The organism is Mycolicibacterium arcueilense, assembly GCF_058536225.1.
Map to the genome: position 1 here is coordinate 316379 of NZ_JBZTYL010000026.1, position 13594 is coordinate 329972.

The following is a 13594-nucleotide window of genomic DNA, read 5'->3' on the forward strand; positions in this document are numbered from 1 at the left end:
GCGGGATCCGTGACGCTACTAATGTCGCAGCTATGCACCAATGCCGGTGTATGGGCGTGAGTCAGGAGTGATCCGTATGGCGGCCGAACCGGGAGCTCTTCGGGGACAGGTAGTTAGCGACCGGGATCGCTCGCAGGCGCCGCCTGAGGTGATCCACCGGCTCGCGGTGGCGTTCCTGTCCACATACCGGGCTCCGCAGGCTGATGCGCCCGGCCTCGCCGCGACCGGTCCGCAGACCGCGGCGGCCGAACGACTGGTCTCCGATGGCACGGTGGCCGCCCACTACGCGTTGGGCGGCCAGCGTGCGCCGGGGGAGACCAAGGTCATCGTGTATCCGGGCGACAGTGATTCCGGCCCGGCGCTGCAGATCGTCACCGAGCAGGCGGCGATGCTGGTGGATTCGGTGACGGTGTTGCTGCACCGGCACGGCGTCGCCTATCCCGCCATCATGAACCCGGTCTTCCGGGTGCACCGCGATGCCGACGGGGTGCTGCAGGATTTCCAGCCCGCGTCCGAAGCAACCGGAGTCGACGGCGTCGACGAGTGCTGGATCCTGGTCCCGGTCAACGGGGCGGCCGACGGGCCCGCGCTCACCGAGGTGGTCGGGCTGGTGCCCGGGGTACTGGCAGAGGCCCGTCAGATCGGGCTGGATGCGGCAGCCATGGGCGCCGCCCTGCATGCCCTGGCCAATGACGTGGCCACCGATGTGGAGGGCCGGTTTCCCAACGCCGACCGCCGGGACGTCGCAGCCCTACTGCGCTGGCTGTCCGACGGACACTTCGTGCTGTTGGGTTACCAGCAGTGCGCGATCAGCGACGGGCAGGCCTCCGTCGATCCGGCCAGCCGGCTCGGTGTACTCAAGTTGCGCGACGATGTGCTCCCGCCGCTGACCGCCGCCGACGACCTGATGGTGCTGGCGCAGGCCACGATGCCGAGCTATGTGCGCTACGGCGCCTACCCGTACATCGTCGTGGTACGCGAGAGCTCCGGCGGGCGGAGTGATGTCATTGCTACAGAACACCGCTTTGTCGGGTTGTTCACGGTGGCCGCGATGAACGCCAACGTGCTGGAGATCCCGCTGATCTCGCGGCGCGTCGAGGAAGCGCTGGCGATGGCCCGGCGCGATCCCAGCCATCCCGCCCAGCTGCTGCGTGACATCGTCCAGACCATCCCGCGCCCCGAACTGTTCGCGTTGAGTTCCAAACAGCTCTTGGACATGGCGCTGACCGTGGTCGACCTCGGGTCGCGCCGCCGTACCCTGCTGTTCCTGCGCGCGGATCAGTTGGCGCACTTCGTGTCCTGCCTGGTGTACCTGCCGCGCGACCGCTACACCACCGCGGTGCGGTTGGAAATGCAGGACATCCTGGTGCGCGAACTCGGCGGGGAGAGCATCGACTACTCGGCTCGGGTCAGTGAATCACCGTGGGCGGTAGTTCATTTCATCGTGCGCCTGCCCGACGGTACGGTCTCGCACGCTGTGGACACCTCCACCGAGAACGAGAACCGCATCCAGAACCTACTGACCGAGGCCACCCGCAACTGGGGTGACCGCATGACCAGCGCCGCGGCACACGCGGCGCTCACCCCGGCCGCCGTCGAGCACTATGCCTCGGCCTTTCCAGAGGACTACAAGCAAGCCGTTGCTCCGGTGGATGCCATCGCTGACATTGCGATCATCGAAGCGCTGCAGGACAATTCAGTAAAGCTGGTGTTCAGGGAAGGCGGGGACGACGGCCTCGCCCAGCTCACCTGGTACCTGGGCGGTCAGTCGGCCTCGCTGAGCGAGCTGCTGCCGATGCTGCAGTCGATGGGCGTCGTGGTGCTCGAAGAACGTCCCTACACGGTGACCCGGGCCGACGGCCTGCCGGCCTGGATCTACCAGTTCAAGGTCGCCCGGCAGCGCAGTCTGCCCGCGGCGCCCGATGCGGCCTCGCGCGAGGCCACGGCCCAACGATTCGCCGATGCGGTGACCGCGATCTGGAACGGCTGGGTCGAGGTGGACCGGTTCAACGAACTGGTGTTGCGCGCCGATTTGACCTGGCAGCAGGTCGTGATCCTGCGCGCCTACGCGAAATACCTGCGCCAGGCGGGTTTTCCGTACAGCCAGTCGCACATCGAATCGGTGGTCAACGAGAATCCGCACACCACACAGTCGCTGCTGCAGCTGTTCGAGGCGCTGTTCGATCCGTCCGAGGACACCTCGGGGACCCGCGACGCACAGGGAACCGCCGCGGCGGTGGCCGAAGACATCGATGCCCTGGTGAGTCTGGACACCGACCGGGTACTGCGTGCCTTCGCCACCCTGATCCAGGCCACGCTGCGCACCAACTATTTTGTGCAGGACCCGAATTCGGCGCGGCAACGCGGTGTCGTGGCGATGAAGCTCAACCCCGGCCTGATCAACGAGCTGCCCCTGCCACGGCCCAAGTTCGAGATCTTCGTGTACTCGCCGCGGGTGGAGGGCGTGCACCTGCGGTTCGGGTTCGTGGCCCGCGGCGGGTTGCGCTGGTCGGACCGTCGCGAAGACTTCCGCACCGAGATCCTCGGCCTGGTCAAGGCACAGGCCGTGAAGAACGCCGTCATCGTGCCGGTCGGCGCCAAGGGTGGGTTCGTGGTCAAACGGCCGCCTGAGCCGACCGGCGACGCTGCCGTCGACCGGGATGCCACCCGCGCCGAAGGGGTTGCCTGCTACCAACTTTTCATCTCCGGGCTGCTCGACGTGACCGACAACGTCGACAAGGGAACCGGCGCCGTCGTCACGCCACCGCAGGTGGTGCGACGTGACGGGGAGGACGCCTATCTGGTGGTTGCGGCCGACAAGGGCACGGCCACGTTCTCCGATATCGCCAACGAAGTCGCCAAGTCCTACGGGTTCTGGCTGGGTGACGCGTTCGCCTCCGGCGGTTCCATCGGGTACGACCACAAGGCCATGGGCATCACTGCCAAGGGCGCCTGGGAGTCGGTGAAGCGGCACTTCCGCGAGATGGGGGTGGACACCCAGAGCCAGGACTTCACCGTCGTCGGCGTCGGCGACATGAGCGGCGACGTGTTCGGCAACGGCATGCTGCTCTCGAAGCACATCCGGCTGATCGGGGCATTCGACCACCGGCACATCTTCCTCGATCCCAACCCCGACGCCGCCACATCCTGGGTGGAACGCAAGCGCCTGTTCGAGCTGCCACGGTCCAGCTGGGAAGACTACGACGCCACGCTGATCAGCGAGGGCGGCGGTGTCTACAGCCGTCAGCAGAAGTCCATCCCGATCAGCCGGCAGGCCCGGGCGGCACTCGGGATCGACGACGACATCGAGGAACTCACGCCGCCGGCGCTGATGAAGTCCATCCTCAAGGCTCCGGTAGACCTGCTGTGGAACGGCGGCATCGGCACGTACGTGAAGGCCGAGACCGAGGCCGACGTCGGCGATCGCGCCAACGACCAGATCCGGGTGTGCGGTAACGAGGTGCGCGCCAAGGTGATCGGCGAGGGCGGCAACCTCGGCGTGACATCGCTGGGGCGGATCGAGTTCGACCTGGCCGGCGGACGGATCAATACCGATGCGTTGGACAACTCCGCAGGCGTCGACTGCTCGGACCACGAGGTCAACATCAAGATCCTGATCGACTCACTGGTCACCGCCGAGAAGGTCAGCGCGCAGGAACGAACGGGTCTCTTGCTGTCGATGACCGATGAGGTCGGCGCGCTGGTGCTGACCGACAACAAGCATCAGAACGATCTGATGGGCACCAGCCGGGCCAACGCCGCGAGCATGCTGTCGGTGCACGCCCGGATGATCAAGGAGTTCGTGGCCAACCGCGGGCTCAACCGCGAGCTGGAGGCGTTGCCCTCGGAGAAGGAGATCCGACGCCGAGCCGACGCCGGAATCGGTTTGACCTCACCGGAATTGGCCACGCTGATGGCACACGTCAAGCTCGAGCTCAAAGCCGACGTGCTGGCCAGTGATCTGCCCGATCAGGAGGTGTTCGCCGCCCGGCTACCGCAGTACTTCCCGGAGAAGCTGCGCGAACAATTCCCCGGCGAGATCCGGTCGCACCAGCTGCGCCGGGAGATCACCACCACCATGCTGGTCAACGATCTCGTCGACACGAGCGGGATCAGCTACGCCTACCGCATCACCGAGGACGTCGGTGTCGGTCCGGTCGACGCGGTGCGCAGCTATGTCGCCACCGATGCCATCTTCGGGATCGGCGACGTGTGGCGCCAGATCCAGGCCGCCGGAGAAGCCGGGGTGCCGGTGTCAGTCACCGACCGGATGACCCTCGATCTGCGCCGGCTGGTCGACCGGGCCGGGCGCTGGCTACTCAACTACCGGCCGCAGCCGTTGGCTGTCGGCGCCGAGATCAACCGGTTCGCCGCGAAGGTGGCCGCCCTGCGCCCCGACATGGCGCAGTGGCTGCGCGGCGATGACAAGGCGATCGTGGCCAAAGAAGCCGGGGAGTTCGCCGCACAGGGCGTGCCCAACGACCTGGCCTATGCGGTGGCGACCGGGCTCTACCAGTACAGCCTGCTCGACGTGATCGACATCTCCGACATCGTGGACCGTGAGCCCACCGAAGTGGCCGACGCCTACTTCGCGTTGATGGACCACCTCAGCTCTGACGGGCTGCTCACTGCGGTCTCCCGGCTGAGCCGCGACGATCGCTGGCATTCGTTGGCGCGGCTGGCTATTCGTGACGACATCTACGGTTCGCTGCGGGCCCTGTGCTTCGATGTGCTCGCCGTCGGCGAACCCAACGAGACCGGTGAGGAGAAGATCGCCGAGTGGGAGTTGACCAACAGCTCCCGGGTGACCCGCGCTCGCCGCACGCTGGCCGAGATATACGAAGATGGTGAGCAGGACCTGGCGACGCTGTCTGTGGCGGCGCGGCAGATCCGCAGCATGACACGAACGAGTGGAACGGGAACGACTGCGTGAGTTTTACAACGCCGGTGCACGTGCGCTGGTCGGACATCGACATGTACCAGCACATCAATCACGCCACGATGGTGACGCTGCTCGAAGAGGCCCGGATTCCGTTTCTGCGTGAACCGTTCGGCGCCACGATCGAGACCATCGGCCTGCTGATCGCCGACGTCAGCATCGCCTACAAGGGGCAGTTGCGGCTCGTGGACTCACCGCTGCAGGTGACCATGTGGTGCAAGCGGGTGCGGGCCGTGGATTTCACCATCGGCTACGAGGTGCGCTCGCTTCACGCCGCTCCTGACTCCAAGCCGTCGGTGATCGGCGAGACCCAGTTGGCCGCAGTGCACATCGCCGAGCAACGGCTGGAACGCCTGACTCCCGAGCAGCGCAGCTACCTGGAGAGCCATCTGCGATGACCACACCCGAGCGCGGTCTGTGGATCGACAATCCGCGAGACCGTGAGGATCTCGCGACGTTCCTCGACCGTGCCCTGCGGTTGGACGATGCTGCGGTGGTGCGGTTGCGGGAGCGCGCCGGGACCCATGCGGCCGTGGCCTGGGTGGCCACCGGGTTGGAGGTGCTGGCCAGCCGAGTGGTGACCGGTCAGGTGCGCCCGTCGGACCTGTCCGCGGGAGCCGACGCCCTGGTGGCCGGGTTGTCCACTGCCGCAGACGGATACGTCGACCCCGGCTTCCCGATGGACTCGGCCTGGCGCGGTGGTCTGCCGCCCGAGGAAGGATTCGTCCACCTCGACGACGTTCCGGCCCGGGTGATGCTCGACCTGGCTCAGCAGGGCGGTGCACTGGCCCGCGAACACGGCAGTGCCCACGGGCCGCCGGCGTCTCTGATGGACCAGGAGGTCATCGCGGTCAGCTCGGGCGACGAGGCTGTCGGGGTGCCCATGCGATGTGTATTCGCTTTGACCGCCATGGGTTTTCTGCCGCAGACCGGCAACGAGGTGAGCGAAGAGGAGATCGTCCGGGTCCGCGCTCACCCCTCGTGGCTGCGCATCGACGCGCGGTTCGGTTCGGTGTACCGCCGCCGCGAGAGTGCCGCCCTGATCCTGGGCTGAGCGTGCCCCTAGGGGTTGGCCGGTTGCAGAGGTGCCGCGGGCCTGAATGTAGCGGCCTGCAGTTCGGCCGGGGCGTTGACAGGTGTCGCGAAGAGTTGGAAGTTCTGGTGCCGGATGTACAGGTCCGGGAACTTCACCGACCGGAACGAGAACTGGTTGGGATCGATGACGCCCTTCTCCAGGACGAAGGTCGATTCCTCCCGAACCTCTTCTTTGACATCGGGGTCGATGATGCCGTCGAAGTACTTGCCGTGAATGCGGTAGTTGTCGAATGTCGCGATACGCAGGACGAAGCCGAGTGGTGCAGCGGCGCGGCGCAGTTGGCCGGTTTCGCCGATACGCAGGTGGGCCCCGGTCCATTCGAAGGTGGCGTCGCCGCGGTCGGTGTCGGTCTCTATCTTGGCGATATCGGCGAGCCCGCTCCGTTCGACGATGTAGAAATCGGGAAGGTCGTTGGAATACAGCGAGAGCAAAGGCATGATGAATCCTTCTGTCGTACTTGTGGTTTGAAACGGATCCGGTCGTTCACCGGAGGTCAGATCACCTTGTAGGTGAGGGAGTACACGGATCCGGCGCCGGCGATTCGCTGGGTGCGCTCGCCACGGCCGAGCTCGGCAGCGGTGATCCTCGCCGCCCCGATTCTGCGGTCGTCCGGCCCGGTCTCATCCACCTCGAACAATTCGATGTCGATGGGAGCTTGGGATCCGTTGAATGGCAGCAGGCGGTCATCGTCGAACGAATAGACATCACCGGGCCTCATCCGGAGCCGTTCGAAGATGACCCCGTCAGCCCTGCTGACCTGAATTTCGTCGGCACCGTCGTGGTCCCGCACCGTGTTCGCCTGCAGCCACAGCATTTTGGCGTAGTTCGCATCGACCATGTCGTCCTCCGGTGGTATCGAGTTCGGTTCTGTGACTGTCTCGATACTGCGATGCCGACGCGGCGCTAAACATGAGTAGTTCGCTACTCGACTTTCGGTCAGCTCCCGGTAAGCCAGGCGGCGGCGTCCGGCGGCAGACTTCCGGCGATCAACTCTGCGCTGGTCAGCAGAACTTCACCAGGCGGCAGCGGCGCCGCAGCGGTGCCCGCGTTGAGCACGCACAGCAGGCCACCTTCACGCCGCAACGAGAGTAGTCCGTCGGAGGTAACCAGTTCGATTCCGTCGGCGAATTCCGCACGGCTGGAACGTAACTGGATGGCCCGCCGGTAGAACTCCAGCGTCGACGCCGGATCGGTCTGCTGGCGCTGCACCGTCAACGATGCCCACTCGGCTGGCATCGGCAGCCAGGTGTCGGCGCTGGTGGAGAACCCGAACGGCGGGGTGTCACCCGACCACGGCATCGGCACCCGGCACCCGTCACGCCCGCGTTCGGTGTGCCCCGAGCGCTCCCACACCGGATCCTGGAGCACGTCATCGGGCAGTCCGACATTGGGCAGCCCGAGTTCCTCGCCGTTGTAGACGAACACCGCGCCCGGCAGGGCCAGCATCACCAGGGCCATCGCCCGGGCCCGCGCCAACCCTCGGACACCGCCGCCGTATCGGCTGACCTCGCGTTCGACGTCGTGGTTGGACAGCGTCCACGTCGGTGTCGCCCCGGCGAGGTCGGCCGCTGCCATAGCGTTGTCGATCGCGTCGTGAACGTCGCCGGCGTCGAAATCGGCTTGCACCAGACGGAAATTGAAGCCCAGGTGCAACTCATCGGGGCGCAGATACCTGGCGAAGCGTTCGTTGCCGTGCACCCACACCTCGCCGACGGCCACGGCGTCGGGATAGTCGTCCAACACCGTGCGGATGAACCGGTGGATGTCGTGCACGCTGTCGTTGTCGAATCGCGGGTCGTCCTCGCTGTTGCGCAGCAGCGCAGTGTCGGTGACCGCCATGTCGGGCAGTTCGGGTGGCTTGGCCATGCCGTGGGCCACATCGATGCGGAACCCGTCGACTCCGCGGTCGAGCCAGAACCGCAGGGTCTTCTCCAGATCCTCGAACACCTCAGGGTGGTTCCAGTTCAGGTCGGGCTGGGCCGGGTCGAACAGGTGCAGGTACCACTGGCCCGGTGTGCCGTCGGGCTCGGTGACACGCGTCCAGGCCGGCCCGCCGAACACCGACACCCAGTTGTTGGGTGGTGCGTCACCGCGGGGGCCGCGGCCGTCGCGGAAGATGTAGCGGTCGCGCCGTCGCGGATCCGCCAGCGCCTCGACGAACCACGGGTGCGCCGAACTGGTGTGGTTGGGCACCAGGTCCATGGTGACCTTGATGTTCCGGGAGTGTGCCGCGCCGATCAAACGGTCCAGCGCATCGAGACCACCGAACAGCGGGTCGACATCACGCGGGTCGGCGACGTCGTAGCCATGGTCGGCCATCGGCGAGACCATGACCGGGTTGAGCCACAGGGCGTCGACGCCGAGTGCCGCGAGGTAGTCGAGCCTGGCGGTCACCCCGTCGAGATCGCCGACCCCGTCGCCGTTGCTGTCGGCGAACGAGCGGGGATAGACCTGGTAGAAAACCGCGTCCGCCCACCACCGGCGCATGTCAGAACGCCGAATTGACCATCGAGTCTGCGGCCATGTTCAGGTAGTCCAGCAGCGCACGGCGGTGCGGGTCGTCGAGCGTCTCCGAATCGATGGAGGCCACCGCGGTGTGCATGCAGCGCAGCCAGGCGTCCCGCTCGAGGTACCCGATCCGGAACGGGGCGTGCCGCATCCGCAGCCGGGGGTGGCCGCGCTGGTCGGAGTACGTCCTGGGCCCGCCCCAGTACTGCTCAAGGAACATCCGCAGCCGCTCCTCGGCGCCGTCGATGTCGTCCTCGGGATACAGCGGCAGCAGGATCTCGTCCTCGCGCACCAGTTGGTAGAACCGCGACACGATCGCTGCGAATGTCTCGTGGCCCCCGACTTCGTCGTAGAAAGATCGCTGCACCTGCGTCACGTCACTCATTGTGGTCCATTGTGACCCGAGAGGCCGTCGGGGCCGGTCACGGAGGTCTGGTCACCTCATGTTCATTGGACTGACCTGCGAACACCCGAAGAATTTTCGTGCGTATTGCCGGGATCCGTGGTGGACTGTCTCCTCGGAGGCTCCATGGCGCACAGCAAAAAAGGCCATATACGACGGACCGGCCACATTCCCGGCCCATCGGGACCCCATGTGCCAAATCGCCCCCTCCACAGCGTCGAGATCCTTCCGACCGCCGCGCCCGATGCGTCCTTGTGGGGCCGCCGTCGCGTCCTGCTCCTCAACTCCACCTATGAACCGCTCACCGCACTTCCGCTGCGGCGCGCGGTGATCATGGTGATGTGCGGCAAAGCCGACGTCGTGCACGACGACCCGGCGGGGCCCGTCATCCACTCGGCCACCCGCACGATCGTGGTGCCCTCGGTGATCCGGCTGCGCACCTTCGTCCGGGTGCCGTACCGGGCCCGCATCCCGATGACCCGCGCGGCGCTCATGCACCGCGACCGCTTCCGCTGCGCGTACTGCGGTGGGCGGGCCGACACGGTCGACCACGTGATCCCGCGCAGCCGCGGTGGCGAGCACTCGTGGGAGAACTGTGTGGCGGCCTGTGGACCGTGCAACCACCGTAAGGCCGACCGGCTGCTGGCTGAACTGGGCTGGTCACTGCGGTGCGTGCCGATGCCGCCGAAGGGGCAGCACTGGCGCTTGCTGTCGACGATCAAGGAGCTGGACCCGGCCTGGGTGCGCTATCTCGGCGAGGGAGCGGCATGATGCCCGACTTGCTGGGCACACTCGGCGCGCCGGCGCATCGCGGCTGATACGGTTTGCGCGTGAGCACAGCACTTACCCATTCCCTCCTCGGAGGGGTTCCGCTGTTGTTGTTCGTGGTCCTGGCGTTGATCTTCATGACCCGCAAGGGACCGCACCCGGCTACCTACAAGATGTCCGAGCCGTGGACCCACGAGCCCATCCTGTGGGCCGCCGAGGAGCCACAGGATCACGGGCACGGCGGGCATGATTCACACGGCGTGACGATCGGAGGCGGCGCAAGTGGCAAGTGGTGAACTGGCGACTGCCACGCAGGACCTGGACCTGCCCTACGGCTACGCCCTGACGTACAGCGGTCGGATCTCGGGCGTCACCGAGCCCGGTGAGCTGTCGGTGCACTACCCGTTCCCGACGATGGACCTCGTCGTCCTCGACGACGCGCTGAAGTACGGTTCGCGCGCGGCCAAGGCCCGGTTCGCGATCTACATCGGCGACCTGGGCGCGGACACCGCGGCCACGGCCCGCACGATCCTGGCCAAGGTGCCGACCCCCGACAACGCGGTGCTGCTCGCGGTCTCACCCGACCAGCACGCCATCGAGGTGGTCTACGGCGCCGACGTCAAGGGCCGTGGCATCGAAGAGGCTGCCCCGCTGGGCGTCTCGGCGGCCGCCGCCTCCTTCAAGGAAGGCAACTTGATCGACGGTCTGATCAGCGCCGTACGCGTGCTGTCGGCCGGCGTTTCTCCTGCCTGATCGTTTCTACTTACGCACTGCGAGCGTGCGTGGCTGTCGACCGACGGCCACGCACGCTCGTTGCTTTTGTGGGCGCCGCTAACCCGTCAGTTCTCGGCGGATCTCCACATAGCGGGTCAAGAACATCCGCTCGTCGAACCGTTTGCGTCGCATCCAGGTGCTGACCTCGAAGTTGCACTTGCTGGCGTTGCACGAGGCGCAGGCCGGCACCACGTTGTCCACGGTGTAGCGCCCGCCGCGCGAGATGGCCATCACGCAGTCCTTCTGGAACGGTCCACCGGTGCTGCCGCAGTAGGCGCACCCGCCCCATGCCGTCTTGATGGCATCCCACTGCTCGTCGGTGAGGTCGTGCACGACGAGATCCATCCGACGCTTGCGCTTGCGGGCGGCCCGCGCTGCGCGGGTTCTGCTGACGGCCACCGATCAAGGGTATGAGGCCCGCGAGCGTGCGCAGAGTGCTGCTCTGACACGGCGTGTCGGGGTGCAGACGCGCACGCTCGCGGTACGAATCAGCTGACGTCGAAGGCGCGGGCGCGGAGGGAGCGCTCCACACCGGCGCGTCCCTCGATCACCAGACGGCGTAGCGCCGGCGGCACCTCGGGATCGGACAGGAACGCGTCCGCCGCGTCGAGCCCGTTGCGGCTGATGTCCCACGACGGATACAGGCCGATCACCACGGTCTGCGCGACCTCGCTGGACCGCCGCTCCCAGACCCCGGAGATCGCGGCGAAGTAGCGCGTCGTGAACGGCGCCAGCAACTCGGATTGGCCGGGCTGCACGAAACCGCCGACGATCGCGCGGGTGGTGATGTTGGCGATCGTGTCGTCCTCGATGACCTGCTCCCAGGCCGCGGACTTCACCTCGTCCTGCGGGCGGGCCGCCGAGGCCGCGGCGGCGTGACGCTTACCGGCCGCGGTCGGGTCGGCCTCGGCCTCGGCGTCGATGAACGGCGTTTCGGGGCCGTCCGCGTCGATCTGCCCGTTGCGGGCCAGCGCGGTGACGATCCGCCAGCGCAGATCGGTGTCGATCACCAGGCCTGCCATGTTCACCGCGGCGGGTTCGTTGTCGAGCAGGGTCGACAGCACGGCGACGTGGTTGGACGACAGCACCGAGGTGCACAGCGCGTTCACGAAGGCGAGCTGATGATCAGAACCGGGGGCGGACTCGCGCGCCCGATCGAGCAGAGCATCGCCGAATGCGGGCCAGCCGATCTCGGTGGCCCAGCCCGGATCGGCGTAGGAGCTCAGCGCGGTCTGGGCCTGCATCAGCAGTCGCTGCGCGACGCCGACCTCGGTTTCGGCGTGGATGCCGCTCATCACCAGCGCGACGAAGTCGCGGGCTTTCATCTCGGCTTCGCGGGTCATCTCCCAGGCTGCCGACCAGGCCAGCGTCCGGGGGAGGGGATCGGCGATGTCGGCGATCCGTGACACCACGGTCGACAGTGACGCCGGATCGAGCCGCAGGGAGCAGTAGGTCAGGTCATCGTCGTTGACCAGGATCAGCTTTCCGCGCGAAATGCCCACCAGGGCAGGGACATCCGTGATCGGTCCGTCGACGTCGAGTTCCTCGCGGTGTACGCGGACGAGCTTGCCCGAGCCGGCCGGGTCGTCGTCGTAGATGCCGACGGCCAGGCGGTGCACGCGGGTTTCCCCGGCGCCCGGGGCGGCCCCCGACTGTGCGACGGCGAACCGGGTGAATGCACCCGAATCGTCCACGTCGAAGTCGGCCCGCAGCGTGTTCAAACCCGTTGTCTTGAGCCACTGTTGGCCCCAGCCGGACAGGTCACGGCCAGAGGACTTCTCGAGAGCGCCCAACAGGTCGCCGAACGTGGCGTTGGCGAAGGCGTGGTCCCGGAAGTAGTCGCGCAATCCGGCCAGGAACTGCTCGAGCCCGACGTAGGCCACCAGCTGCTTGAGCACCGAGGCGCCCTTGGCGTAGGTGATGCCGTCGAAGTTGACCTCCACGGCGGCCAGATCAGGGATGTCGGCGGCGACCGGGTGGGTCGAGGGCAGCTGATCCTGGCGGTAGGCCCAGGACTTCTCGACGTTGGCGAAGGTGGTCCAGGCGGTGTCGTACTCGGTGGCCTCGGCCTGGCACAGCACCGACGCGAACGTCGCGAAGGACTCGTTGAGCCACAGGTCATCCCACCACTGCATGGTGACCAGGTCGCCGAACCACATGTGTGCCATCTCGTGCAGGACGGTCTCGGCGCGCCGCTCGTAGGAGGCCCGGGTGACCTTCGACCGGAAGACGTAGTCCTCCAGGAACGTCACCGCGCCGGCATTCTCCATGGCACCCGCGTTGAACTCGGGCACGAAAAGCTGGTCGTACTTGCCGAAGGCGTACGGCGTGCCGAAGTTGGCGTGGTAGAAACCGAAGCCCTGCTTGGTCTCGGTGAAAAGCCGCTCGGCGTCCATGAACTCGGCCAGCGAGGCCCGGCAGAAGATGCCCAGCGGGATCTCGCCGTGCTCATCGGAATACGAGTCGCGCCACACCGCGTACGGTCCGGCGATCAGCGCCGCCAGATAGGTGCTCATCTTCGGCGTGGTGGCGAAGGTGTGCACGGTGCCCGAGCCGTTGGGTTCGGCGGTGGCGGTCGCGCCGTTGGAGATCACCTGCCAGTGCGACGGTGCGGTGACCTGAACGTCGAACGTGGCCTTCAGGTCGGGCTGGTCGAAGCAGGCGAACATCCGCTTGGCGTCGGCGGTCTCGAACTGCGAGTACAGGTAGACCTCGTTGTCGACAGGGTCGACGAACCGGTGCAGGCCCTCGCCGGTGTTGGAGTACAGGCAGTCGGCTTCGACCACCAGGACGTTGTTCGCGGCCAGCCCGGTGAGCGCGATGCCGGTGGATTCGTCGTAGCCCGACACATCGAGCGCGGTGCCGTTGAGCGTCGCGCTGTGGACGGTATCGGCCGCCAGGTCGATGAAGGTGTCGGCGCCGGCGAGGGCATCGAACTTCACGGTGGTGGTGGACCGGAAGGTGCGTTCGCCGGGTTTGCCATTGCCGTCGGTGAGGTCGAGGACGACGTGGTAGTTGTCGACCGTCACCAGAGCTGCGCGCTCTACGGCCTGATCGCGGGTGAGATTCGGAAGTGCCACGCGTCCAACCTAGTGGCTGGACGTCG

At 66.8% G+C, this 13594-nt stretch carries 12 protein-coding genes; 6 read left to right on the forward strand and 6 right to left on the reverse strand.

The window, feature by feature from the left end:
* Positions 1-76: 76 nt before the first annotated feature.
* The 3 genes from AC4LGL_RS25680 to AC4LGL_RS25690 are packed head-to-tail and all read left to right on the forward strand — an operon-like array spanning position 77 to position 5993.
* Positions 77-4933, forward strand: coding sequence for an NAD-glutamate dehydrogenase (locus tag AC4LGL_RS25680; protein WP_491841217.1), 4857 nt, complete (start codon positions 77-79; stop codon positions 4931-4933).
* Positions 4930-5337: an acyl-CoA thioesterase gene (locus AC4LGL_RS25685; RefSeq protein ID WP_491841218.1), complete on the forward strand. Its 408-nt coding sequence runs from the start codon at positions 4930-4932 to the stop codon at positions 5335-5337. Before AC4LGL_RS25680 ends, AC4LGL_RS25685 begins: the two co-directional genes overlap by 4 nt.
* The gene (locus tag AC4LGL_RS25690; RefSeq protein WP_491841219.1) at positions 5334-5993 is read left to right on the forward strand and encodes a DUF8185 domain-containing protein; all 660 of its coding nucleotides are present in this window, start codon (positions 5334-5336) and stop codon (positions 5991-5993) included. Before AC4LGL_RS25685 ends, AC4LGL_RS25690 begins: the two co-directional genes overlap by 4 nt.
* Before the next feature lie 8 nt (positions 5994-6001).
* Here the strand turns inward: AC4LGL_RS25690 and AC4LGL_RS25695 are convergent, their stop codons facing one another.
* The 4 genes from AC4LGL_RS25695 to AC4LGL_RS25710 form a co-directional block, all read right to left on the reverse strand.
* Positions 6002-6472: an AbfB domain-containing protein gene (locus tag AC4LGL_RS25695; RefSeq protein WP_491841220.1), complete on the reverse strand. Its 471-nt coding sequence runs from the start codon at positions 6470-6472 to the stop codon at positions 6002-6004.
* A gap of 56 nt (positions 6473-6528) precedes the next feature.
* The gene (locus tag AC4LGL_RS25700; RefSeq protein ID WP_491841221.1) at positions 6529-6873 is read right to left on the reverse strand and encodes a hypothetical protein; all 345 of its coding nucleotides are present in this window, start codon (positions 6871-6873) and stop codon (positions 6529-6531) included.
* 98 nt (positions 6874-6971) lie between these two features.
* Positions 6972-8522, reverse strand: coding sequence for a glycoside hydrolase family 13 protein (locus AC4LGL_RS25705; protein WP_491841222.1), 1551 nt, complete (start codon positions 8520-8522; stop codon positions 6972-6974).
* A 1-nt stretch (position 8523) separates the two neighbouring features.
* A complete protein-coding gene (locus tag AC4LGL_RS25710; RefSeq protein WP_491841223.1) occupies positions 8524-8928 on the reverse strand; it encodes a globin in 405 nt (134 codons plus the stop codon).
* Positions 8929-9072: 144 nt separating this feature from the next.
* Between AC4LGL_RS25710 and AC4LGL_RS25715 the strand changes: the two genes are divergently transcribed.
* Genes AC4LGL_RS25715 through AC4LGL_RS25725 form a run of 3 tightly spaced genes read left to right on the forward strand, consistent with a single transcriptional unit; the run spans position 9073 to position 10467 of the window.
* Positions 9073-9717 carry an HNH endonuclease gene (locus AC4LGL_RS25715; RefSeq protein ID WP_491841224.1) on the forward strand — a complete coding sequence of 215 codons (645 nt, stop codon included), beginning with the start codon at positions 9073-9075 and terminating at the stop codon, positions 9715-9717.
* A 59-nt stretch (positions 9718-9776) separates the two neighbouring features.
* Complete coding sequence (gene ctaJ, locus AC4LGL_RS25720) at positions 9777-10010, forward strand: aa3-type cytochrome oxidase subunit CtaJ (RefSeq protein ID WP_055115662.1); 234 nt, start codon at positions 9777-9779, stop codon at positions 10008-10010.
* Positions 9997-10467, forward strand: a complete 471-nt coding sequence (locus AC4LGL_RS25725; RefSeq protein WP_055115660.1) for a DUF5130 domain-containing protein — start codon at positions 9997-9999, stop codon at positions 10465-10467. The genes ctaJ and AC4LGL_RS25725 overlap by 14 nt, the downstream gene beginning before the upstream one ends.
* 78 nt (positions 10468-10545) lie before the next feature.
* Here the strand turns inward: AC4LGL_RS25725 and AC4LGL_RS25730 are convergent, their stop codons facing one another.
* Both AC4LGL_RS25730 and pepN read right to left on the reverse strand, forming a co-directional pair.
* Entirely contained in the window at positions 10546-10887 is a 342-nt protein-coding gene (locus AC4LGL_RS25730; RefSeq protein ID WP_491841225.1) for an HNH endonuclease, read from the reverse strand.
* Positions 10888-10976: 89 nt separating this feature from the next.
* Positions 10977-13568, reverse strand: a complete 2592-nt coding sequence (pepN, locus tag AC4LGL_RS25735) for an aminopeptidase N (protein WP_491841226.1) — start codon at positions 13566-13568, stop codon at positions 10977-10979.
* Between the last annotated feature and the right edge of the window lie 26 nt (positions 13569-13594).

Bases quoted from the DNA above. Each gene is read 5' to 3' on its own strand.
- AC4LGL_RS25700 (WP_491841221.1), bottom strand. From the start codon at position 6,873: ATGGTCGATGCGAACTACGCCAAAATGCTGTGGCTGCAGGCGAACACG.
- AC4LGL_RS25710 (WP_491841223.1), bottom strand. From the start codon at position 8,928: ATGAGTGACGTGACGCAGGTGCAGCGATCTTTCTACGACGAAGTCGGG.
- AC4LGL_RS25690 (WP_491841219.1), top strand. From the start codon at position 5,334: ATGACCACACCCGAGCGCGGTCTGTGGATCGACAATCCGCGAGACCGT.
- AC4LGL_RS25715 (WP_491841224.1), top strand. From the start codon at position 9,073: ATGGCGCACAGCAAAAAAGGCCATATACGACGGACCGGCCACATTCCC.
- AC4LGL_RS25705 (WP_491841222.1), bottom strand. From the start codon at position 8,522: ATGCGCCGGTGGTGGGCGGACGCGGTTTTCTACCAGGTCTATCCCCGC.
- AC4LGL_RS25695 (WP_491841220.1), bottom strand. From the start codon at position 6,472: ATGCCTTTGCTCTCGCTGTATTCCAACGACCTTCCCGATTTCTACATC.
- AC4LGL_RS25680 (WP_491841217.1), top strand. From the start codon at position 77: ATGGCGGCCGAACCGGGAGCTCTTCGGGGACAGGTAGTTAGCGACCGG.